Genomic DNA, 20634 nt, shown 5'->3' on the forward strand with positions numbered 1-20634 from the left:
TGCCGCAGTCCAGACGGACGGGTCGACCGGCCTGGGTTCGGTACACGGGTCGCGCGCCCAAGTCGTAGAAAGCGTACGTGACTTGAGGGGTTCCAGGGGTGGCCGGGACCCTCCTTCATTTCTTTGTTCGACGGTCATATGTACGCCGCGTGTCCATGCCGGGGAACGAGGGGCCCGCGTTCACAGTGAACGGACGAAAGGCGGCGGCGTTCGGCCGCTGTTCATTCGTCCCTCACCGCATCGGTATGACCCTTGGCGATTGCCGCGTGCACGCTGGCGCGCGGTGTGCCGCAGGGGCACTCCGGTGACGAGGGGGCGGGCGAATGACACCGATCAGCCGAAGAGGCTTCGTGGGACTCGGCGCATCCGTGGCGGCGGGCGCCGCGCTGGGCGTCGGCTCGCGCCCGGCGGCGGCCGCCGGCGCGACGACCGGCACCATCTCAGACGTACGGCACGTCGTCGTCCTCATGCAGGAGAACCGCAGCTTCGACCACTACTTCGGCCGCCTCAAGGGCGTCCGTGGCTTCGACGACCGCAGTGGCCTCACCCTGTCCGGCGGGTACTCCGTCTTCAACCAGCCGAACGGCGCGGGACGGCAGTACCCGTGGAAGCTCAGCTCCACGCCCGCCGCGGGCGGCAAGGACGGCGAGACCCTCGCGCAGTGCAACGGCGACCTCCCGCACTCCTGGTCCTCGCAGCACTCCGCCTGGAACAAGGGACGCCTCGACAACTGGGTCTCCGGCGTCGGCAACGTCCGCTCGCTCGGCTACCTCGACCGCTCCGACATTCCCTTCCACTACGCGCTCGCTGACAACTACACGATCTGCGACGCCTACTTCTGCTCCGCACTCAGCGCGACCGGCCCCAACCGCACCTATCTGTGGAGCGGCAAGGTCGACGGCTCCAGCTACGACGGCGGCGACGAGTCCGGACTGACCTGGCAGAACTACGCCGAGGCGCTCCAGACGGCCGGAGTGACCTGGAAGGTCTACCAGAACGCGCAGGACAACTACGGCGACAACGGCTGCGCCTATTTCAAGAAGTTCGCCTCCGCCAAGGCGGGCGACCCGCTGTACGACCGCGGCATGGCCTCCGTGCCGAAGGCCTCCGGCTCCACTCCCGACGACATAGCCGCCGCCATCAAGGCCGACGTCCTCGCGGGCACCCTGCCCCAGGTCTCCTGGGTGGTCGCCAACCAGGCCTTCTCCGAGCACCCCTACGCCCCGCCCGGGGACGGCGCCCACTTCGTCGACCTGGTGTACAAGGCCCTCGCGGCCGACCCGGACGTCTTCGACTCCACCGTCCTGTTCCTCAACTACGACGAGAACGACGGCTTCTTCGACCACGTGCCGCCCCCGGCCCCGCCCGCGAACACGGCGGGGGAGTTCCTCAACGGCGTCCCGTACGGTCTCGGCTTCCGTGTCCCGATGCTCGTCATCTCGCCCTGGACGCGTGGCGGCTGGGTCTCCTCGGAGGTCTTCGACCACACCTCGGTCCTGCGCTTCCTGGAGACGTGGACGACGGCACTCGGCAAGCCCGCCGCCTGCCCCAACATCAGCGCCTGGCGTCGCAAGGTCACCGGCGACCTCACCGGAGTCTTCGACTTCGGCAACCCGGCCTACGGGACGGTCCCGCTGCCCGCCACGAGCGTGCTCGGGATCGCCACCTGCGGCCCCCTGCCCAACCCGGTGCCGACCACCAACGCCCTGCCCGCCCAGGAGCCCGGCACCCGGCCCGCCCGCGCGCTGCCCTACCAGCCGAACGGTTACCTGGACCACCTGGAGTTCGGGACGAGCGGCAAGATCCTCGCCTGGTTCACGATGGCCAACCAGGGCACCCCGGCCGGCAGGGCCGCGCACCTGTCGATCCACCCGAACGCCTACCGCGACACCACGCCCTGGCAGTACACCGTCGAGGCCGGTGCCACCGCCTCCGACTCCTTCAACATCGGCTCGGGGTACGGCAACGGCAAGTACGACTTCACCATGGCCGGCCCCAACCGCTTCCTGCGCCGCTTCAAGGGCGACGCGACTCAGGCGGGCAAGTCGGCCGAGGTGAGCACCCGTTACGCCACCGAACCCGGCACCGGCAAGACCGCCCTCTACTTCAAGATGACCAACTCCTCGGCCGGCCCGGCGAAGTTCACGATCACCTCGAACCAGTACCGCGGCGACGGGCCGTGGACGTACACCGTCGCCGCGGGCGGTTCGACCGAGGACTTCTTCAACGCCGTCGCGTACCAGAACGGCTGGTACGACTTCACGATCACCGTCGACTCCGACGCGAGCTGGTCGCGCCGGTTCACCGGGCACATCGAGACGGGCCGGGCGAGCGTCAGCGGCTGATCACGCGTAGAGGTCCGGGCGCGGGGCGAGTTCGACGCTCACCCGGGCGCCGCTCTCCAGCGCCCGGACCCCGGCCTCGGCGACGGCCGAAGCCGCGTACCCGTCCCACGCGCTGGGCCCGGTCACCTTCCCCTGTCGGGTGGCGTCCACCCAGGCCTGCACCTCACGGTCGTAGGCGTCGGCGAACCGTACGAGGTAGTCCTGTGCCACCTCCTCGCGGGCACCGCCCGCCGTCGTCACCACCATGGTGTGCTCGTCCCCGATCCGCGCGCTCCCGGACTCGCAGACCGCCTCGCAGCGCACCTGGTAGCCGAAGCCGGAGTTGACGAAGACCTCGACGTCGACGAGAGCGCCTTCGGCCGTCTCGAACACCACGAACTGGGGGTCGAGAAGACCCTCGGGGGCACCCGCGGACGGCCGCGGGCGCAGCACGGTGACGGCGGTGAGCTCCTGGTCGAGCAGCCAGCGTGCCACGTCGATCTCGTGCGAGACGGAGCTGTTGACCAGCATCGCCGACGTGAAGCCGGGCGGGGAGGACACGTTGCGGTGCGTGCAGTGCAGCATCAGCGGACGCCCCAGCCGCCGACTGTCCAGCAGGGACTTCAGGCGCTGGTACTCGGCGTCGTACCGGCGCATGAACCCGACCTGCACCAGCCTCCGGCCGAGCCGCGCCTCCGCCTCCACCACCCGCAGTGCCCCGGCCGACTGGGGCACCATCGGCTTCTCGCACAGCACCGGCAGGCCACGCTCGAAGGCCGCGAGCAGTGCCTCCTCGTGCGCGGGCCCGGGGGAGGCGATCAACACCGCCTGTACGCCGGGCGCGTCGAGGGCCGCCGCCACCTCGGTGTGCACCGAGACACCGTCGATGCCGGCGACGGCGTCCTTGGCGCGCCCGGTGTCGGGATCGGCCACCGCTGCGACCCGGGCGCCGTTCACCACCCGATCGATCCGCCGTACATGGTCGGCTCCCATATGACCCGCACCCAGGACCGCGACACCCAACAGCTCACTCACGCGCTCACCTCTCCGGCAGACAGCTCTGGAGGCGATTGTCTGCCGGAATGATCAGTAGCGCAGCACCCCGGCGATGCCTTTCGCGTCGACGAGACTGCCGTCGGGGACGAAGCGGACCTCCGCTCCGGTCTCCAGACACTGTTCGACGATCTCGTCGACGATGTCCTCGCGGGCGTCCAGATCTCCGCTCTCGGCCGGGATCAGATGGTCGCCGCCGTCGTCGCGTACTGTCACGCGGTAGTTCTCCTCGACGGCCAGCAGCCGGACCCGGCCCTGGGAGGCGTTCTGCCACACCTCGTCGACCCCGGCCGCGAACTCCTTGCGGCCACGGGCCGACTCGAGTTCGCGGGCCACCGCGTCGGTGTCCCTGCGCTCCTCGGCGCTGACCAGCGGACGGACCGCCTGCCACACGGCGTCGGGGGTGCCGTGCGCGAGTCCGCCGTGCGGGATGTGCGTGGCGTCCTTGGTGACCGTGCCGACCTCGTCGAGGAGGGAGAGCGCGGCGGTCTCGCCGGTGACGTACAGCGGACGTGGATCCTCGCGCAGGACGGCGCTCATCGCGGTGTCGGCGTCCCGCACGAAGTGCTTGGTCCGTTCGTCGCGGAAGGTGCTCGGCAGGTCTCCGATGCGCTCCTTGCGCTCGGCGTTCGGGTCCTCGAGGCTGCGGGTCCGCGGGAAACCGCCGATGCGCTCCTCGGTGACCCGGTCGGCGCCGCCGTTCCACAGCGTCACCCGGTCTGCCGACACCGCGAGCACCCAGAACGGCCGCTCCGATACCTGCGCGGCGACGAGGTTGCGGGTCAGGAAGGTGTCCGAGAGCACCACGCGTTCGGGCACCGTGCGGGCCAGCGACCACACCTGGTGCTCGCCGGGTGCCGCGAAGATCGCGAGGCCCTCCTCCGCGTGCGCCAGGTCGACCTCCGCGAGGGCCTGGTCGAGCTGCTGGACGAGGTCGGTGCGCCGTTCGCGGGTGACCGCCGGATCGGACTCGATCTGTTTCTTGGCCTCGGCCACGACATTGCGCAGCCGGACCGGATCCTGGGCGTTGTCGGGTTCGCGGCGGTGCGTGGGCGTCAGCACCGACACCGCGGGATAAGGCCGCGGCCTGCGCAGCATGGTGAGGGTCGCTGGGCTGAGTGCGTGCTCCATAACAGCACGATAGAGCCGATTCAGTTATCGGGCATTTGGGGCAATTGATTGTTAGTGTCGCTCGGGTCGCCAGATGACGTTCCCCGCGTCGTCGTCGCACGACGACGCCCGCCTCCGCAGGACGCCCATGACGCAGGCCGACACCGAAACCCATGCGCCCCCGGCCGCCAAACTGACGCTGCCGACCCTCACCACGATGGTCGTCGGCTCCATGGTCGGGGCCGGGGTCTTCTCCCTGCCGCGCCTCTTCGCCCAGGAGACGGGCGTGGCGGGCGCCCTGATCGCCTGGGCCGTCGCGGGCACCGGAATGCTGATGCTCGCCTTCGTCTTCCAGCGGCTCGCGGTCCGCAGACCCGACCTCGACGCGGGCGTGTACGCGTACGCCAAGGCCGGTTTCGGCGAGTACCTGGGCTTCTTCTCGGCGTTCGGCTACTGGGCCAGCGCCTGCGTCGGCAACGTGACGTACTGGGTGCTCATCATGTCGACGATCGGGGCCGTCGCCCCAGCACTCGGCGACGGTGACACCCTGCTCGCCGTCGCCCTGTCCTCGGTGGGGCTGTGGTGCTTCTTCCTCCTCATCCGCAGAGGCGTGAAGGAGGCCGCGGCCATCAACCGGATCGTCACCGTCGCCAAGGTCGTGCCGATCCTCGTCTTCGTCGTCCTGGCGCTCTGCTACCTCAAGCCCCATGTCTTCGCCGAGAACTTCGCCGGCGCCGACTATGCCGGTTCGCTGTTCAACCAGGTCAAGGGCACCATGCTGGCCACCGTCTTCGTGTTCCTCGGTGTGGAGGGCGCGAGTGTCTACTCGCGGCACGCCCGGCGCCGCGAGGACGTCGGCCGGGCGACCGTCCTCGGCTTCCTGAGCGTCTTCGCCATCTTCGCCTCCGTCACCATCGTGTCGTACGGACTGCTGCCGATGAGCGAGATCGCCGAGCTGCGGCAGCCCTCCATGGCCGGGGTCCTGGAGAGCGCGGTCGGCACCTGGGGCAAGGCCTTCGTGAGTGTCGGCCTGATCGTCTCGGTGCTCGGCGCCTATCTCGCCTGGACGTTGATGGCGGCCGAGGTGCTCTTCGTCGCGGCCGAGGACGAGGACATGCCCCGCTTCCTCGGCCGCTCCACCGCCGCCGACGTGCCTGTGCCCGCGCTGCTGATGACGACGCTGCTCACCCAGGTCGTGCTGGTCGTCACGCTGTTCTCGGACGACGCGTTCAGCTTCGCGCTCGACCTGACCAGTGCGCTCACCCTGATCCCGTTCCTGCTGGCGGCGGCCTTCGCCCTGAAGACCGCACGGGGGAGTCCCGGCGGTGACCTGGCGGTCGCCGCGCTCGCCACCCTCTACACCGCGTTCCTGCTCTACGCGGCCGGACCGAAGTACCTTCTCGTCTCCTTCATCGTCTACGCGCCCGCCACGGTGCTGTTCGTGATGGCCCGGCGCGAGCAGGGCAGACGGCTGTTCTCACCCCGGGAGCTCGTCATCCTTCTCGTCTCGATCGCCGGCGCGGTCCTGGGGATCGCCGCCCTGGCGCTGGGCTGGATCAGCCTGTGACCCGCCCGTCCCCGCTCCGGAGAAAGGCACACCGTGACCAGTCAGGACACCACCGGCCGCCCGGCGTACGGCGTCCACTCCGAGGTCGGCAGACTGCGCAAGGTACTCGTCTGCGCGCCCGGTCTCGCGCACCGCCGGCTCACTCCCACCAACTCCGACGGCCTGCTCTTCGACGACGTCATGTGGGTCGAGAACGCCCGGCGCGATCACGCCGACTTCGTCGACAAGATGCGCGAACGGGGCGTCGAGGTCGTCGAACTGCACGATCTGCTCGCCGGGACCATGGCGCTCCCGGTCGCCAGGGACTGGCTCCTGGACCGGAAGATCACCCCGAACGAGGTCGGTGTCGGACTCGTCGACGGCACCCGCGCCTTCCTGGAGACACTGGAACCGGCCCGGCTCGCCACGTTCCTGATCGGCGGTCTCGCCACCGCCGACCTGCCCGAGGACCACCGCTCCGCCCACCTCGCACTGGCCCGCGAGTCCACGGGCGCACACGAGTATCTGATGCCACCGCTGCCCAACACCCTCTACACCCGCGACACGACCTGCTGGCTGTACGAGGGCCTCACGCTCAACCCGCTGTACTGGCCGGCCCGGCACGACGAGACGCTCCTGATGAAGGCGATCTACACCTTCCACCCCGACTTCGCGGGCTCGACCGTGTGGTGGGGCGATCCCGAACGGGACTGGCGGGAGGCCACGTTCGAGGGCGGGGACATCATGCCGGTCGGCAACGGCGTCGTGCTCATGGGCATGAGCGAGCGCACCTCACGCCAGGCCATCACCCAGGTCGCGGCGGCCCTGTTCGAGAACCGCGCCGCCGAGCACGTGATCGTCGCGGGCCTGCCGAAGCTGCGCTCCGCGATGCACCTCGACACGGTCTTCACCTTCGCCGACCGTGACCTGGTGACCCTCTATCCGACCATCATGGACGCCGTCCGCACCTTCTCCCTGCGCCCGAGCGACAAGGCCCCCGGCATCGAAATCACCGACGAGGGCGCACGCCCCTTCACCGAGGTCGTCGCCAAGGCCCTCGGGCTGTCCGAACTGCGGATCGTGGAGACGGGCGGGGACGTGTACGCCTCCGAGCGGCAGCAGTGGGACAGCGGCAACAACGCGGTCGCGCTGGAGCCGGGCGTGGTGGTCACCTACGACCGCAACACCCAGACCAACACCCTGCTGCGCAAGGCCGGGATCGAGGTCATCACCATCGTCGGCGCCGAGCTGGGGCGTGGCCGGGGCGGCGGGCACTGCATGACCTGCCCCATCATCAGGGATCCGGTGGAGTTCTGAACGCTCAGAACGCGTCCGGATCCGCCGCGTTCCAGTCCGCCTCCCAGGACGCGGGCGGCTCAGCGAGCAGTACCCCGGGCTCCAGCCACTCATAGAGCTGCGCGTACGACCGTACGGTCGCCGGGTCCGTACGCCGCAGCAGCTGATGCGGTCCGAGCTCGGCCGGATCGCGTACCCCCATGGCGGCCATGATCCGGCTCGCGCTGCGGACCGTGGCCCGCTGGTAGCGGTGCACCCGCGCCGACTTGTCGGCCACGTCCAGCGCGCGCACCCGGCGCGGGTCCTGGGTCGCGACCCCGACCGGGCAGGTGTTGCTGTGGCAGCGCCGGGCCTGGAGGCAGCCGAGCGCCCACATCATCGCGCGGGCCGCGTTCGTGTAGTCGGCACCCTGCGCCAGCCGTTTGACGATGTCCGAGCCGGTGGCGACCCGGCCGCTCGCGCCGATCCGCACACGGCCGCGCAGCCCGCTGCCGACCAGCGCGTTGTGCACCGTGATCAGCCCTTCGGTCAGGGGCGTACCGAGGGAGGTGGCGAACTCCGGCGGCGCGGCCCCCGTACCGCCCTCGGCGCCGTCGACCACGATGAAGTCGGGCGAGACCCCCTCGGCGAGCATCGCCTTGCAGACGGCGAGGAACTGGCGGCGCGAGCCGACGCAGAGCTTGAAACCGGTCGGCTTGCCGCCCGTCAGCTCCCGCATCCGGGCGAGGAAGCACACCAGCTCGCGCGGGGTCGAGAAGACCCGGTGGTACGGCGGTGACACCACCGCCTCGCCCTCCGGGACGCCGCGGGCCCGGGCGATCTCGGCGCTCACCTTGGCGCCGGGCAGCACCCCGCCGATGCCCGGCTGCGCCCCCTGGGAGAGCTTCAGCGACACGCACTTGACCTCCGGCAGCGCGGCCTTGTCCGCGAACTCCCGTGCCTCGAAGCCGCCGACAGGGGTGCGGCAGCCGAAGTACCCGCTGCCGATCTCCCAGATCAGGTCGCCGCCGCCCCGCAGATGGTGGTCCGAAAGACCGCCCTCGCCGGTGTCGTGCGCGAAACCGCCGAGCGCAGCGCCCCTGCTGAGCGCCAGGATCGCGTGCGAGGACAGCGCCCCGAAGCTCATCGCGGAGACGTTCAGCAGGGCCATGTCGTACGGCTGGGTGCAGTCCGGGCCGCCGACACGCACCACGGGCGGCTCGTCCGGCATCTCGACCGGACGCATCGACGGTTCCAGGTACTCGTACCCGTCCCCGTACAGGTCCAGCCCGGTGCCGAAGGGCTCCTCGGCCTCGACGCCCCCGGCGCGCTCGTACACGATGGCGCGCACATCACGGTCGTCGGGCCGCAGGAGGAAGCGGAGGTGGCCGAGCAGGGGACGGTTGCGCAGGACCGCGTGGCGGCGCTGGGCCAGGTCCCGGACGGCGAGCGCGGTCAGGGCGAGCAGTACGGCGGCCGCCCACCACCACCAGGGCGAGACGGCCCATGCCAGGACCAGCGCCCCGGCCGCACCCAGGGCGACGAACAGTGGCAAGAGCATCCGGCGCACACCATGAGTCAAACCCATGGGACGCGAAGGGGCGAAAGCGGGCATGTCGCTCGGGTCCCCGAGGATCCCCCACGGGCGCCCCGGCGGATGTTGAGGAAGACTTTGCCTGTGGCCGATTCCCGTTCGCGGACGCCCGGCAGCGGGCCGATCCGCCCGTCCGCGGGATGCAAAGCGCGGCCGAAACCGTCGGGGTGACGGGTCCGGTCAGGTTACGCACGTGTTGACGTCACTTGCGCACATGACACAACCTCGTCATATAGCTGCCCAATACAACTGGTTTTGTGGAGGCGTCGGCCCGCCCAAGAAACCGCAGGCAGGCGCGGTGTTCCGGCAGAACCGGACGCGGGAGGTAACACATGTGCGGCATTACCGGCTGGGTCTCCTTCGACCGCGACCTGCGCGCCGAGGCGGAGACATTGGATGCAATGACGGAGACGATGTCCTGCCGGGGCCCCGACGACCGTGGCACCTGGACCGAGGGGCCCGCGGCCCTCGGGCACCGCCGGCTCGCGATCATCGACCTGCCCGGTGGACGCCAGCCCATGACCGCCGAGACCCCGGACGGCACGGTCGCGCTCGTCTATTCGGGGGAGGCCTACAACTTCACCGAGCTGCGCCGCGAGCTGACCGACCGCGGGCACCGTTTTTCGACCGACTCCGACACCGAGGTGGTGCTGCGCGGCTACCTCGAATGGGGCGAGGCGCTCCCCGAGCGGCTCAACGGGATGTACGCCTTCGCGGTCTGGGACGGCCGGCACGACAAGCTCGTGATGATCCGCGACCGCATGGGCATCAAGCCCTTCTACTACTACCCGACCCCCGACGGCGTCCTCTTCGGCTCCGAACCCAAGGCGATCCTCGCCAATCCGCTGGCCCCGGCCCGGGTCCGCCTGGACGGACTGCGCGAGCTGTTCACCTTCGTCAAGACGCCCGGACACGCGATCTGGGACGGCATGCGCGAGGTGGAGCCCGGCACCGTCGTCACCGTCGACCGCTCCGGTCTGCGCCGCCGCGTCTACTGGCAGCTGGAGACCCGGCCGCACACCGACGACCGCGACGCCACCATCGCCACCGTCCGCTCGCTCCTCGAGGACATCGTGCGCCGCCAGCTCGTCGCCGACGTGCCGCGCTGCACCCTGCTCTCCGGCGGCCTCGACTCCTCCGCCATGACCGCGCTGGCCGCCCGGCAGCTCGGCGAGCACGGCGAGAAGGTCCGCAGCTTCGCCGTCGACTTCGTCGGCCAGACCGACCACTTCGTCGCCGACGAGCTGCGGGGCACCCCCGACACCCCCTTCGTGCACGACGTGGCCCGCGCCTCGGCCACCGACCACCAGGACATCGTCCTCGACGCGCACGCCCTGGCCGACCTCGACGTCCGCGCGAAGGTGATCAGGGCCCGCGACCTCCCCATGGGCTTCGGCGACATGGACGCCTCCCTGTACCTGCTCTTCCAGGCCATCCGAGAGCACTCCACGGTCGCGCTCTCCGGGGAGTCGGCGGACGAGGTCTTCGGCGGCTATCTGCAGTTCTTCGACGAGGAGGCCCGCAGTGCCGAGACCTTCCCCTGGCTCGTCCGGTTCAGCCGGGACTTCGGCGACGACGCCGACGTACTGCGCCCGGACCTCACCAAGACGCTGGACCTGGAGTCGTACGTCGCCGACGGATACCGCACGGCCGTCGCGGGCATCCGGCGGCTCGACGGCGAGAGCGACTTCGAGTACCGGATGCGGCGGATCTGCCACCTCCACCTGACCCGCTTCGTCCGCGTCCTGCTCGACCGCAAGGACCGCGCGAGCATGGCCGTCGGCCTGGAGGTGCGGGTGCCGTTCTGCGACCACCGGCTCGTCGAGTACGTCTACAACGCGCCCTGGTCCCTGAAGTCCTTCGACGGACGGGAGAAGAGCCTGCTGCGGGAGGCGACCGCCGACCTGATCCCCAAGTCGGTGTACGACAGGGTCAAGAGCCCCTATCCGTCGACGCAGGATCCCAAGTACGCGATCGCCCTCCAGGAACATGCCAAGGACCTCCTGGCCCGGCCCGCGCACCCGGTCTTCGACCTCGTCGACCGGGAGCGGGTCCACCGGGCCGCCCACCGCGACGGCCCGCAGGTCACGCAGGCGTCGCGGCGGGGCCTGGAGCGCACCCTGGACCTGGCGCTGTGGCTGGACATGTACGCCCCGGACGTGCTCCTTACCTGAGTGCCCGGTCGGCGGCCGCCTGCGAGGGCTTCCACCACGAGGTCACCGGCTCCCACACCAGGACGACGCGACCGACGCCCAGCTCACGCGCGGTGAACGCACGTCCGAAGCGCACGGGGTCCGCCGAGACGCTGATCCCCTCCACCCGGCGGGCCTCCGGGTCCGCCGGATCGGCGATGGTCCGCAGGGCGGCGTAAGCCGTCCGTCCCGCCTCGAGCAGGTACGGCCTGCTGCGCCCCGCGGGCACCGGCAGGGCGGCGCCGTCGAGGTCCCCGAAGACAACGGTCGGGATGCGATCGACGGTGCACGCCCGGGTGGAGCGGTTGGTGACGCCGAGGTGCAGCAGGGTGGGGTCGGCGGAGCGGTGGGCGTGGACGGCGACGGCCTTCTCCGCGCACTGGGCGGGCCGCGCGGCGGCCGAGCCGCTCTGCGGCACGGCGAGCAGCAGCGTCACGGCGACGGCCGGGAGGGCGAGAACGGGTCGGAAGCGCATCGGTGGGTTCCCCCTGTTTCGGTCACGAGCGGTGTCACGAGCGGTGTCATGCGCGGTGTCATGCGTGGTGTCACGGTCGGTGAGTGATGCCTGCTCAGTGTGACGGCCCAGGTGTCCTTCGGGTTGTGTCCGACCACTCAGGGCGGCGTCGCGTCCTCCGGGCCGCAGGAGCTGCCGTTGTCCGGCAGTGAGCCGTACAGCAGGAAGTCGGTGACCTTCTGGCGCACGCACTTGGACGACGCGTACCCGGTGTGGCCCTCGCCCTTGTTGTCGAGCACGACGGCCGCGGAGCCGAGCCGCTCGGCGGTCTCCTCGGTCCAGCGGTACGGGGTCGCGGGGTCCCCGCGGGTGCCGACGAGGAGCATCTTCGGCGTGTGGACATCGCGTACCTTTTCGCGGATGTAGTCGCTGCCCTTGGGGCGGCCGTAGCACATCAGCAGCTGGTTGAGGCGCAGCGGGCCGAAGATCGGCGACGCCTCCTGGTAGGCGGCCTTCAGTTCGTCGATCTCCTTGGTGAGTTGCGCGGCGCTGGGCCGATCGGGGTCGTCGGCGCAGTTGATCGCCAGGAGTGCGGTCTCGAGGTTGTCCGGGGGCACGTCCGCGGGGTCGACCAGCCCGCTGTACGTGGCGTGCGGCAGGGCGACGCCCCCGGCCGCCTGCAACAGTGGGCTCGGGTCGCCGTCCTGGACGAGTGAGGCGAGGGACCGCTCGAGCTTCGGCCACTCCTTGCGGTTGAAGAGTTCGAGCCCCATGGTCGCCACCAGGTCCTGGCCGGAGAACTGCTGCCCGAGGCTCGTCGGCACCGGGTCCTTGTCCAGCGAGTCGACGAGCCGGGCGACCCGCTGACGGGCATCGCGCGGATCCTGCGCGAACGGGCACGAGGTGTCCTGGGCGCACCAGGTGAGGAAGTCCTCCAGGGCGGTCTGCTGCCCCTCGGCGCTCACCAGGCCCGACTCGGACAGCGGCTCGGTGAGCGTGTCCACGCCGTCCAGCACCATGCGGCCCGTCTTGTCGGGGAACTGGCTCGCGTACACCGCGCCCAGGCGTGTTCCGTACGAGAATCCCAGGTAGTTGAGCTTCTTGTCGCCGAGGGCCTGGCGCATCACGTCCAGGTCCCGGGAGGCGTTGACCGTGCCGATGTGGGCCAGTACCGGGCTCGAGTGCCTGGCACACGCGTCGGCGTCCTTCCGCACCTGCTTGAGGAGTGCCTCCGGGCTGCTGTCGTGGGTGGCGGGGCCCGCCGAGCCGGAGGCCTGGCCCATGTCGCCGCCGCAGCTGACGGGAGAGGACCGGCCGACACCGCGCGGGTCGAAGGTCACCACGTCGTAGCCATTGGTGAGCGGCATGAAGTCCTTGCCGCCGGCGGCGAGCTGCGGGACTCCCGGGACGCCGGGGCCGCCGTAGTTCAGCAGTACGGATCCCCTCGACGCGCCGGTGGCGCGGTAGCGGGCCAGCGCGAGGTCGAGCGTCCCGGCCCCCGGGTGCGCGTAGTCCAGCGGGACGGTCACCTGCCCACACTGCAGATCCGCGGGCATGCCGTCGCCCTTGCAGGTGCCCCACTTGATCTGCTGGTGGTAGAAGCGGGACAGGTCGGGGTCCTGGGCGGCCGTCGCCACCCCCGAGGGCAGCCCCGCCGCCAGCAGGGCCAGTGCCACGACGCCGGCTCCGGCGTACGCCCAGCGTTGGTGCGCGGACAGCATGGATGCCTCCAGGGACGCCCGGCGTCGTACCGGGCGCCAGGGGATAGCTCCTCGCTCACGATATGCGGGTGTCCGGGGGCGCGCCTCTGGGCGGGCGTTCGATAAGCGTGACCCTCGATGGGGTGAAAACACGATCAGCCATAACGTCGGATGGTTCTCCCGCGTTTTACGCGGTGCGGGTGAGTGCCCGCGTCCATGTCTGGAAGGCAGGGAACCTATGAAACGGGTTACCCGAAATGGTTTGATCGCCGCGGCCGCCGCCTCGGGCGCGGCGATGGCCGTGACGGTGCCGGCGCACGCAGACGCCTCGGCGGACGGCGGCACGGCGGCTTCGGCCGGGCTGATCTCCGGCAACACCCTCCAGCTCCCGGTGCACGTCCCCGTGAACGTGTGCGGGAACACCGTGAACGTGGCCGGGCTCCTGAACCCCGCCGCGGGCAACGGCTGCGCGAACGTGAGCGAGGGCGGGGGCCCCGGCGTCGGCGGGCGGAGCCACGGCAGGAGCGGCGAAGGCGCTGGTGGCGTGGCCCGTGGCGGTGCCGTCACGCGCGGCGGTGCCGATGCGGTCGGGAGCGGAAAGGATTCTCCGGGCGTGCTCTCGGGCAACGGCCTGCAGCTCCCGGTGCACCTCCCCGTGAACGTCAGCGGCAACTCCGTGACCGTGGTCGGCCTCGGCAACGCGTCCGTGGGGAACACGTCCACGAACACCTCCGGCGACCACCCCCAGCCGGTGAAGACCGCCCCGAGGCCGCACACGACGCCCAGGGCGCAGGGGACGCCGTACCAGGCCCCGCCGCGCCCCATGGCCTCCCTCGCCCACACGGGCGCCGACCAGACGATGCCGGCGGTCGCCGCGAGCGCCGCCCTGCTGCTGGGCGGGGCCGTGCTGTACCGGCGATTCCGGCCCACGGGGGTCCGCTGACGCGCTGGGCCCCACCGGGCTCACGACCGGTGGGGCCCCGTTCGGGTGGCTTCCGCGAGCGGTGCCCGGGCGGGGTCAGCGCATCTCGGGAAGGTCATCGCGCAGGATGCTGTAGCGCACGCCGTCGCGCCACCGGCCGTCCCGGAACGTCACACTGCGCAGCACGCCCTCGCGGGTGAACCCGGTCTTCTCCAGGGCGCGTTGCTCGGCGATGTTCTCCGCCTCGGTGTCCGCCTCGATCCGCACCACGGTCGTGTGCGCGAACAGGTAACGGACGAGCTGCCGGTGGGCTTCCGTGCCCCAGCCCTTGCCGCGCGCCTCCGGCAGCAGGCCGATGCCCATGTTCCAGTAGTACGTGCTCGGGGTGGGCCGGATCTTGCGCCACCCGACGAAGCCCAGGCGCTCCTCGCCGCGCACGACCATCAGATGGCCCGCGTCGTCGCCGAGCATGCGGTCCTCCGCCCACTTGCGCTGCCAGCGGTCCGGGTCCCGCCAGCCGAACCACTGGAAGGGTGTGGCGGTCTCGGGTTCCGTCAGGAACCGCTCCAGGACGGGCAGGTCGTCCTCGGCCACCGGGCGCAGGTTCACGTCGTCGACACTCATGGACGGCAAGCCTATGAGTGACGGAGGCTGAAATCCGTGGAGATCGGGAAGGATGCTGCGGGCGCGGGCGACCGCCGCGCACCGCCGCCGCAAGCGAATGGAGCGCACACATGACTTCTCCGGGTCCCGCGGATCTCGTCGTCGCCCGGGCTTCGCTCGACGACTGGTCGGTGATCAGCGGGTGGGCGGGGGACGAGGGATGGAACCCGGGGCTGTCCGACGCACCGAGCTTCTTCGCCCAGGATCCCGAGGGTTTCTTCATCGGCAGGATCGACGGGCAGCCGGTCTCGGCGGTCTCGGTCGTGACGTACGACGCCGACTACGCCTTCCTGGGCTTCTATCTCGTACGACCGGATCTGCGCGGCCGCGGCCACGGCCTCACCACCTGGAAGACGGCCCTCGCCCACGCCGGCGGCCGGACCGTCGGTCTGGACGGTGTGGTGGCGCAGCAGGACAACTACCGCAAGTCCGGCTTCGAACTCGCCCACCGCACCGTCCGGTTCATCGGAACCGTGCCGGCGGAACAGATGCCACCGGGGGTGCGGGCCGCCGCAGCGGCCGACTTCGCGTCGATCGCGGCGTACGACAGTGCCTGCTGCCCGGCCGACCGCCCCCGCTTCCTGGAGCGGTGGCTCACCGGTCCCGGCCACCGCACCTTCGTCCGCGTCGCCGACGGCCACCTCACCGGCTACGCGGTGGTCCGGCCCGCCCTCGACCGCCCGCGGGTGGGCCCGCTGTTCGCCGACACCGCCGGGGATGCCCGCGCCCTCCTGCTGGCGCTGGCAGCCGACGCTCCCGGGGGCGAGGTCGCCATCGACATCCCCGAGTCGAACGCGCCGGGCGTCGCCCTCGCCGAGGAGTTCGGCCTCACCCCCTCCTTCGAGACTGCCCGGATGTACACCGGCCCGGTCAGGCCGTTCAACGGCGAGCGCGTCTTCGGGGTCACCACGCTCGAACTCGGCTAGGTCCTGTCGGCCCTGGGCCTGTCCGGCGGATGAGGTCCGGCGTAGGTTCAGCCGGCGGCGCGTTCGGCAGGCAGGCGGCGGCGCAGGGCGGTCTGCTGGACGGCGGGTGGGTTGTAGGCCATGTCGAGCCTCCCGATGTCGGTGCCGGGCGGCACGATCGCGTCGATCCGGTCGAGGATCTCGTCGGTCAGAGTGGTCTCCGCGCCCGCGAGGAGGTCGTCCAGGTGGGCCATCGTCTCGTACGGCGACGGTGCCGTCCCGTGCGTACGCCAGATCCGCGGGCTGCTCGACTCCGGGCTCACCACCGAGATCATCCGTGTCATCCTGCCGTTCCTCTCCGACCCCGGTGAGATCCCTCTCCACTCCGGGTGCCTGAGCCAGGAGACCGCCGCGCGCCTGCGGGGCGAGATCGACCGCATCCAGAGCCGTATCGGCTGCCTGGCCCGCAAACGGGACGCGCTACGGGCCTGCCGCGACACCGTCCAGCCGGGAACCCCGCGGACTTGAGCTGCCCGGCTCACGGCGGGCGTCAGTTGGCGAGCGCCCGGGCGCGCTGGGCGGCCTCGCTCACGGATCCGCGGTGCACCGAGCCGTGCCCGGGCAGCAGGACGTCCGCCGGGAGTGCCTCGATGAGCTTCAGCGACGCGAGGGCGTTCGCGCGCTCGGCGTGGAACATGGCGGGCAGCAGTTGCGGGCCCTGTATGCGCGAGGTGGGGTGACCGCTGACCAGGGCGTCGCCGGAGATCACGATGCCGGCGTCCGGCAGGTGGTAGACGCAGTGTCCGGCGGTGTGCCCGGGTGTGTGCACCGGCACCGGACCGCCGGGAAGGTCGAGCGCCCCGTGGCCGGGGAACGGCTCGGGCCGGGTCATCCGGACGTCCGCCGTGCCGCCGGACCTGATCGCGTGCATGGCCCAGGGCAGCACGCCGGGACGCCAGGCCTGGCGCATCACCTCGCCCACGCTCACCTGCTGGAGGAACTCGCGGCGCGCGTGCGGCACCTCCTCCTCGTGCAGATGGACCGGGACGCCGAAGGTGCTGCTCAGATACTCGGCCGACCCGAGATGGTCGTTGTGCGCGTGGGTGATGAGTACGGCGCTGATGGCCTCGGGGGAGTGGCCGAGCGCGTCGAGGGAGGCGAGGACGTCCGGACGGTCGCCCGGGTATCCGGTGTCGATCAGGGTGACGGCGTCCCCCTCGGTCAGGATCACCCAGTTGGTGTTGCTGCCGTGAACCAGATGGATTCCGGCCGCCACCTCGACGATCGCGTCCTCGCGCATGACCATCCCGATGCTTGAGATCTTTGCCGGCCAGGTCGGGCCGGATCGCACTGAAGGTACCGCGTGCGGGTGGCGACGCGACGGGCGGCCTCCGGGACACGGACGCGTTCACCGACGGCGTGGCCGAACGTGAACGGGCCCTGTCGGCAAGGGACTTGACGCGCCCGCGGAGTGGCGGCTCCCATATGGCGAGTCTCGTTGACTTTTGTTCGAGTCTGCGAACAAACCGCTCAAGGGAGAGCCGTATGTCCCCCCATTCGCACACCAAGCGCCTCAGAGGCCTCCTGAAGCGCGCAGCCGTTCATGGCGCCGTCCTGGGCCTGGCCGTCGCCGCACTGGCCGGAGTCGGACGCTCCGCCACTTCGCTCACCGCCGAGCCGACCGCCGTCAGCACCAACCAGATCGGGGTCGCCCCGGCCCCGATGGGCTGGGCGTCCTGGAACACCTTCGCCAGCGTCATCGACTACGACACCATCAAGGCCCAGGCCGACGCCCTCGTGTCGTCGGGCATGGCCGCCGCCGGCTACAAGTACGTCAACATCGACGAAGGCTGGTGGCTGGGCACCCGCGACAGCAACGGCAACATCACCGTCGACACCGCCAAGTGGCCGGGCGGGATGAAGGCCGTCGTCGACTACATCCACAGCAAGGGCCTCAAGGCCGGGATCTACACCGACGCGGGCAAGAACGGCTGCGGCTACTACTACCCGACGCCCTCGGGAACGCCCGCCGCACCCAACACCGGTATGGAGGGCCACAACCAGCAGGACCTGGAGACCTTCCAGAACTGGGGCTTCGACTTCCTGAAGATCGACTGGTGCGGCGGTGACGCCGAGGGCCTCGACCAGGAGACGACGTACAAGGCGATCCGCGACGCCAACACCGCCGCGACCGCCGTCACCGGCCGCCCGCTCGTCCTGTCGCTGTGCGAGTGGGGCACGGGCAACCCCTGGAACTGGGCCGCCGGCACGGGCGCGATGTGGCGCACCAGCACCGACATCGTCTACTACCCCGACAACCCGACGATGACCAACATCCTGGCCAACTTCGACAAGTCGCTGCACCCCGCCGCCCAGCACACCGGCTACTACAACGACCCGGACATGATGACGGTCGGCATGAACGGCCTGAGCGCGGCCCAGAACCGCACCCACATGGGCCTGTGGGCGATCGCCGGCGCCCCCCTGCTCGCGGGCAACAACCTGGCCACCATGAGCTCGACGACCGCCTCGATCCTCACCAACTCCGAGGTCGTCGCGATCGACCAGGACCCGCGCGGCCTCCAGGGCGTCAAGGTCGCCGAGGACAGCACCGGCCTGCAGGTCTACAGCAAGATCCTCTCCGGCACCGGGAAGCGCGCGGTCCTGCTGCTGAACCGCACGTCCGCCGCGGCGAACATCACCGCCCGCTGGCAGGACATGGGTCTGACCACCGCCTCCGCCGCCGTACGCAACGTCTGGTCGGCGTCCAACGCCGGTTCGTTCGCGACGAGTTACACCACCAGTGTCCCCGCGGGTGAGGGTGTGCTGCTCACCGTCTCCGGCACCGAGGCGTCCGGGACGACGTACGAGGACACCACCTCCGCGACGACCCCGGCCTTCACCGGAGTCACGGCGTCCGCCGCGGGCACCAAGCTGATCGACATCACCTACGCCAACGGCGGTACCGCGGACCGCAAGGCGACGCTTCAGGTGGGTGGCCAGTACGCGCAGACGCTGGCCTTCCCGCCCACCGGCTCGGCGACCACCTACCGGACCGTCTCCGTCCTCGCGTCCCTGGCGAAGGGCTCCAACACGCTGACCTTCGGGGCCTCGGGCACCGCGCCCGACATCGACGCCGTGGCCGTGCGCGCGGTCCCGGGCACCAACGGGACCGCGGTTGTCGGCACCGGATCCGGACGGTGCCTGGACTTCTTCAAGAGCACGATCACCAACAACAGCCAGGCCGAACTGTGGGACTGCGGCGGTGGCCAGAACCAGACGTTCACCTCCACCTCGCGCGGTGAACTGGTGGTCTACGGCAACAAGTGCCTCGACGCCTACAACAGCGGTACCGCCAACGGCACCAAGGTCGTCCTGTGGGACTGCAACGGCGGCACCAACCAGAAGTGGACCTTCAACTCCAACGGAACCGTCACCAACAACGTCTCGGGCCTGTGCCTGGACGCGCTGGGCGCCGCGACGGCCAACGGAACCCTGATCGATCTCTGGTCGTGCAACGGCGGATCCAACCAGCAGTGGACCCGCAACTGAACCACGCCTGACCAGCGACGAAACACCGGGGTGGGGTGGCCCGATCGACTCCGCCCCGGTGCGCAGCCGTTGCCCTATGCGCTCCGGGGTGCTGGAGTGACCCCATGGATCACGTTGCGGTACTGGCCCTGTTCGACCGGGACATGCGGGAGGGCGCGCGGCCCGACAGCCCGGGAGCCGGGGTCGAGCGCGTCGGCAAGGTGGTGCGCCAGGTCGGCACCGAGCAGGGCTGGAACGGGGTGATCTGGTCGGACCTGGACGAATCGATCGCCGATGCCGCCATCGCCGAGCAGATGCGCTACTTCGGCGAGCTCGGCCGCGAGTTCGAGTGGAAGCTGTACGGGCACGACAAGCCCGAGGGCCTGGGAAAGCGGCTGCGCGCCGCCGGGTTCGTCGCCCAGCCCGAGGAGACCCTGATGATCGCCGAGTTGGGCGACCTCGCGCTCGATGCCCAGCCGCCCGAGGGTGTACGGCTGCTGCCCGTCACCGACCGCGCGGGCGTCGACCTCGTCGCGGACGTCCACAAACAGGCCTTCGGTACGGAAAGCACCCGGATGCGCCACCAACTCCTCGCCCAGCTCACCGGCGACGAGGACAACGTCGTCGCGGTGGTGGCCCTCGCCGGTGACGTCCCGGTCAGCGCCGCCCGCATGGAGATGGTCCCCGGCACCCGCTTCGCCGGCCTCTGGGGCGGCGGCACCATCGACTCCTGGCGCCGCCGCGGCATCTACCGTGCGCTGGTCGCCCACCGCGCCCGCGTCGCCGCCGAGCGCGGCTACCGCTACGTCCAGGTCGACGCCACCAGCCAGAGCCGCCCGGTCCTCGCCCGTCTGGGCTTCGAACCCCTGACCACGACAACGCCGTACGTGTACGGGTGACGCCGGACGCCGTCCGGGCAGGGACGGCGTCACCGACCGCGGGCCGGCCCCGTCAGCGGCGCACCTTCACCCGGTCGAGCGCCGCGACGCCCACCGCCGCGAGTCCGATCTGAATGACCCACTCGATCCAGTCGATGCCCTTCGTGTCCGCCACGCCGAACGCGGCGGCGATCCCCGAGCCGATGAACGCGGCCACGATGCCGACGAGGATCGTCCACAGGATGCCGATGCGCTGGCGTCCCGGGACCACGAGCCGGCCCAGTACGCCGATGATGATGCCGATGAGAATGGCACTGATGATGCCTGAGATCTCCATCTCCGCCCCTTTTTGTCAGGACCCCCGCAGTTAGGTGTGTTCCCCCTGCGGGCGAAGACAGTCCGTTCCGCTTTCCGGCCGTCCCGCGCCCGCTCCGGCGGGCTCCTGTTCAGTCGCGTTCCTGCCATGTACCGTTCAAGAATCTGTCGC

General features: G+C 70.7%; 16 protein-coding genes and 1 pseudogene. 8 read left to right on the forward strand and 9 right to left on the reverse strand.

Translation table 11 applies throughout. The features are described from left to right. Positions 1-323: 323 nt before the first annotated feature. Positions 324-2345, forward strand: a complete 2022-nt coding sequence (locus ACIRA5_RS31110) for a phosphocholine-specific phospholipase C (RefSeq protein ID WP_403696205.1) — start codon at positions 324-326, stop codon at positions 2343-2345. Here the strand turns inward: ACIRA5_RS31110 and ACIRA5_RS31115 are convergent, their stop codons facing one another. Together ACIRA5_RS31115 and ACIRA5_RS31120 are read right to left on the reverse strand one after the other, a co-directional pair. Continuing rightward, on the reverse strand, positions 2346-3359 hold the full coding sequence (locus ACIRA5_RS31115) for a Gfo/Idh/MocA family protein (RefSeq protein WP_403696207.1): 1014 nt from the start codon (positions 3357-3359) through the stop codon (positions 2346-2348). Positions 3360-3410: 51 nt separating this feature from the next. Then, a complete protein-coding gene (locus ACIRA5_RS31120) occupies positions 3411-4508 on the reverse strand; it encodes a chemotaxis protein (protein ID WP_403696210.1) in 1098 nt (365 codons plus the stop codon). A gap of 127 nt (positions 4509-4635) precedes the next feature. Here ACIRA5_RS31120 and ACIRA5_RS31125 point away from each other — a divergent pair, with 127 nt between their 5' ends. After that, on the forward strand, positions 4636-6054 hold the full coding sequence (locus ACIRA5_RS31125; protein WP_403696553.1) for a basic amino acid/polyamine antiporter: 1419 nt from the start codon (positions 4636-4638) through the stop codon (positions 6052-6054). A 33-nt stretch (positions 6055-6087) separates the two neighbouring features. Then, positions 6088-7350, forward strand: a complete 1263-nt coding sequence (locus ACIRA5_RS31130; protein ID WP_403696212.1) for an arginine deiminase — start codon at positions 6088-6090, stop codon at positions 7348-7350. Between the two features lie 4 nt (positions 7351-7354). Here ACIRA5_RS31130 and ACIRA5_RS31135 read toward each other — a convergent pair whose 3' ends face one another. Continuing rightward, positions 7355-8869, reverse strand: coding sequence for an FMN-binding glutamate synthase family protein (locus ACIRA5_RS31135; RefSeq protein WP_403696214.1), 1515 nt, complete (start codon positions 8867-8869; stop codon positions 7355-7357). 365 nt (positions 8870-9234) lie between these two features. Between ACIRA5_RS31135 and asnB the strand changes: the two genes are divergently transcribed. Next, positions 9235-11076 carry an asparagine synthase (glutamine-hydrolyzing) gene (gene asnB, locus ACIRA5_RS31140; protein WP_403696217.1) on the forward strand — a complete coding sequence of 614 codons (1842 nt, stop codon included), beginning with the start codon at positions 9235-9237 and terminating at the stop codon, positions 11074-11076. Here the strand turns inward: asnB and ACIRA5_RS31145 are convergent. Together ACIRA5_RS31145 and ACIRA5_RS31150 are read right to left on the reverse strand one after the other, a co-directional pair. Then, a complete protein-coding gene (locus ACIRA5_RS31145; protein ID WP_403696219.1) occupies positions 11069-11569 on the reverse strand; it encodes a DUF4232 domain-containing protein in 501 nt (166 codons plus the stop codon). The genes asnB and ACIRA5_RS31145 overlap by 8 nt on opposite strands. Before the next feature lie 137 nt (positions 11570-11706). Beyond that, the gene (locus tag ACIRA5_RS31150) at positions 11707-13269 is read right to left on the reverse strand and encodes an alpha/beta hydrolase (RefSeq protein ID WP_403696221.1); all 1563 of its coding nucleotides are present in this window, start codon (positions 13267-13269) and stop codon (positions 11707-11709) included. 217 nt (positions 13270-13486) lie between these two features. Between ACIRA5_RS31150 and ACIRA5_RS31155 the strand changes: the two genes are divergently transcribed. Further along, complete coding sequence (locus ACIRA5_RS31155) at positions 13487-14191, forward strand: chaplin (protein ID WP_403696224.1); 705 nt, start codon at positions 13487-13489, stop codon at positions 14189-14191. 75 nt (positions 14192-14266) lie between these two features. Here the strand turns inward: ACIRA5_RS31155 and ACIRA5_RS31160 are convergent, their stop codons facing one another. Further along, positions 14267-14794: a GNAT family N-acetyltransferase gene (locus ACIRA5_RS31160; protein WP_403696227.1), complete on the reverse strand. Its 528-nt coding sequence runs from the start codon at positions 14792-14794 to the stop codon at positions 14267-14269. A gap of 110 nt (positions 14795-14904) precedes the next feature. On the opposite strand from ACIRA5_RS31160, the gene ACIRA5_RS31165 reads away from it, so the two are divergent. Then, positions 14905-15759, forward strand: a complete 855-nt coding sequence (locus tag ACIRA5_RS31165) for a GNAT family N-acetyltransferase (protein ID WP_403696230.1) — start codon at positions 14905-14907, stop codon at positions 15757-15759. A 47-nt stretch (positions 15760-15806) separates the two neighbouring features. Here ACIRA5_RS31165 and ACIRA5_RS31170 read toward each other — a convergent pair. Both ACIRA5_RS31170 and ACIRA5_RS31175 read right to left on the reverse strand, forming a co-directional pair. Beyond that, positions 15807-15995: pseudogene (locus ACIRA5_RS31170) on the reverse strand (aldo/keto reductase); the annotation flags it as partial. A 293-nt stretch (positions 15996-16288) separates the two neighbouring features. Further along, positions 16289-17038, reverse strand: coding sequence for an MBL fold metallo-hydrolase (locus ACIRA5_RS31175; RefSeq protein ID WP_403696233.1), 750 nt, complete (start codon positions 17036-17038; stop codon positions 16289-16291). 245 nt (positions 17039-17283) lie between these two features. On the opposite strand from ACIRA5_RS31175, the gene ACIRA5_RS31180 reads away from it, so the two are divergent. Both ACIRA5_RS31180 and ACIRA5_RS31185 read left to right on the forward strand, forming a co-directional pair. Then, positions 17284-19290, forward strand: a complete 2007-nt coding sequence (locus ACIRA5_RS31180; protein WP_403696236.1) for an RICIN domain-containing protein — start codon at positions 17284-17286, stop codon at positions 19288-19290. 104 nt (positions 19291-19394) lie between these two features. Next, entirely contained in the window at positions 19395-20168 is a 774-nt protein-coding gene (locus ACIRA5_RS31185) for a GNAT family N-acetyltransferase (RefSeq protein ID WP_403696239.1), read from the forward strand. 52 nt (positions 20169-20220) lie between these two features. On the opposite strand, the gene ACIRA5_RS31190 is transcribed toward ACIRA5_RS31185, so the two are convergent. Next, positions 20221-20484, reverse strand: coding sequence for a GlsB/YeaQ/YmgE family stress response membrane protein (locus ACIRA5_RS31190; protein ID WP_403696242.1), 264 nt, complete (start codon positions 20482-20484; stop codon positions 20221-20223). Positions 20485-20634 lie beyond the last annotated feature (150 nt).

This window comes from Streptomyces sp. NPDC096311 (assembly GCF_044763085.1).
Classification (GTDB): domain Bacteria; phylum Actinomycetota; class Actinomycetes; order Streptomycetales; family Streptomycetaceae; genus Streptomyces.

What these genes read in the sequence shown, in the direction of transcription:
- ACIRA5_RS31110 (WP_403696205.1), top strand. Translation starts at nt 324, where the DNA reads ATGACACCGATCAGCCGAAGAGGCTTCGTGGGACTCGGCGCATCCGTG.
- ACIRA5_RS31120 (WP_403696210.1), bottom strand. Translation starts at nt 4,508, where the DNA reads ATGGAGCACGCACTCAGCCCAGCGACCCTCACCATGCTGCGCAGGCCG.
- ACIRA5_RS31190 (WP_403696242.1), bottom strand. Translation starts at nt 20,484, where the DNA reads ATGGAGATCTCAGGCATCATCAGTGCCATTCTCATCGGCATCATCATC.
- ACIRA5_RS31180 (WP_403696236.1), top strand. Translation starts at nt 17,284, where the DNA reads ATGTCCCCCCATTCGCACACCAAGCGCCTCAGAGGCCTCCTGAAGCGC.
- asnB (WP_403696217.1), top strand. Translation starts at nt 9,235, where the DNA reads ATGTGCGGCATTACCGGCTGGGTCTCCTTCGACCGCGACCTGCGCGCC.
- ACIRA5_RS31125 (WP_403696553.1), top strand. Translation starts at nt 4,636, where the DNA reads ATGACGCAGGCCGACACCGAAACCCATGCGCCCCCGGCCGCCAAACTG.
- ACIRA5_RS31135 (WP_403696214.1), bottom strand. Translation starts at nt 8,869, where the DNA reads ATGCTCTTGCCACTGTTCGTCGCCCTGGGTGCGGCCGGGGCGCTGGTC.
- ACIRA5_RS31185 (WP_403696239.1), top strand. Translation starts at nt 19,395, where the DNA reads ATGGATCACGTTGCGGTACTGGCCCTGTTCGACCGGGACATGCGGGAG.
- ACIRA5_RS31155 (WP_403696224.1), top strand. Translation starts at nt 13,487, where the DNA reads ATGAAACGGGTTACCCGAAATGGTTTGATCGCCGCGGCCGCCGCCTCG.
- ACIRA5_RS31150 (WP_403696221.1), bottom strand. Translation starts at nt 13,269, where the DNA reads ATGCTGTCCGCGCACCAACGCTGGGCGTACGCCGGAGCCGGCGTCGTG.
- ACIRA5_RS31175 (WP_403696233.1), bottom strand. Translation starts at nt 17,038, where the DNA reads ATGCGCGAGGACGCGATCGTCGAGGTGGCGGCCGGAATCCATCTGGTT.
- ACIRA5_RS31145 (WP_403696219.1), bottom strand. Translation starts at nt 11,569, where the DNA reads ATGCGCTTCCGACCCGTTCTCGCCCTCCCGGCCGTCGCCGTGACGCTG.
- ACIRA5_RS31160 (WP_403696227.1), bottom strand. Translation starts at nt 14,794, where the DNA reads ATGAGTGTCGACGACGTGAACCTGCGCCCGGTGGCCGAGGACGACCTG.
- ACIRA5_RS31165 (WP_403696230.1), top strand. Translation starts at nt 14,905, where the DNA reads ATGACTTCTCCGGGTCCCGCGGATCTCGTCGTCGCCCGGGCTTCGCTC.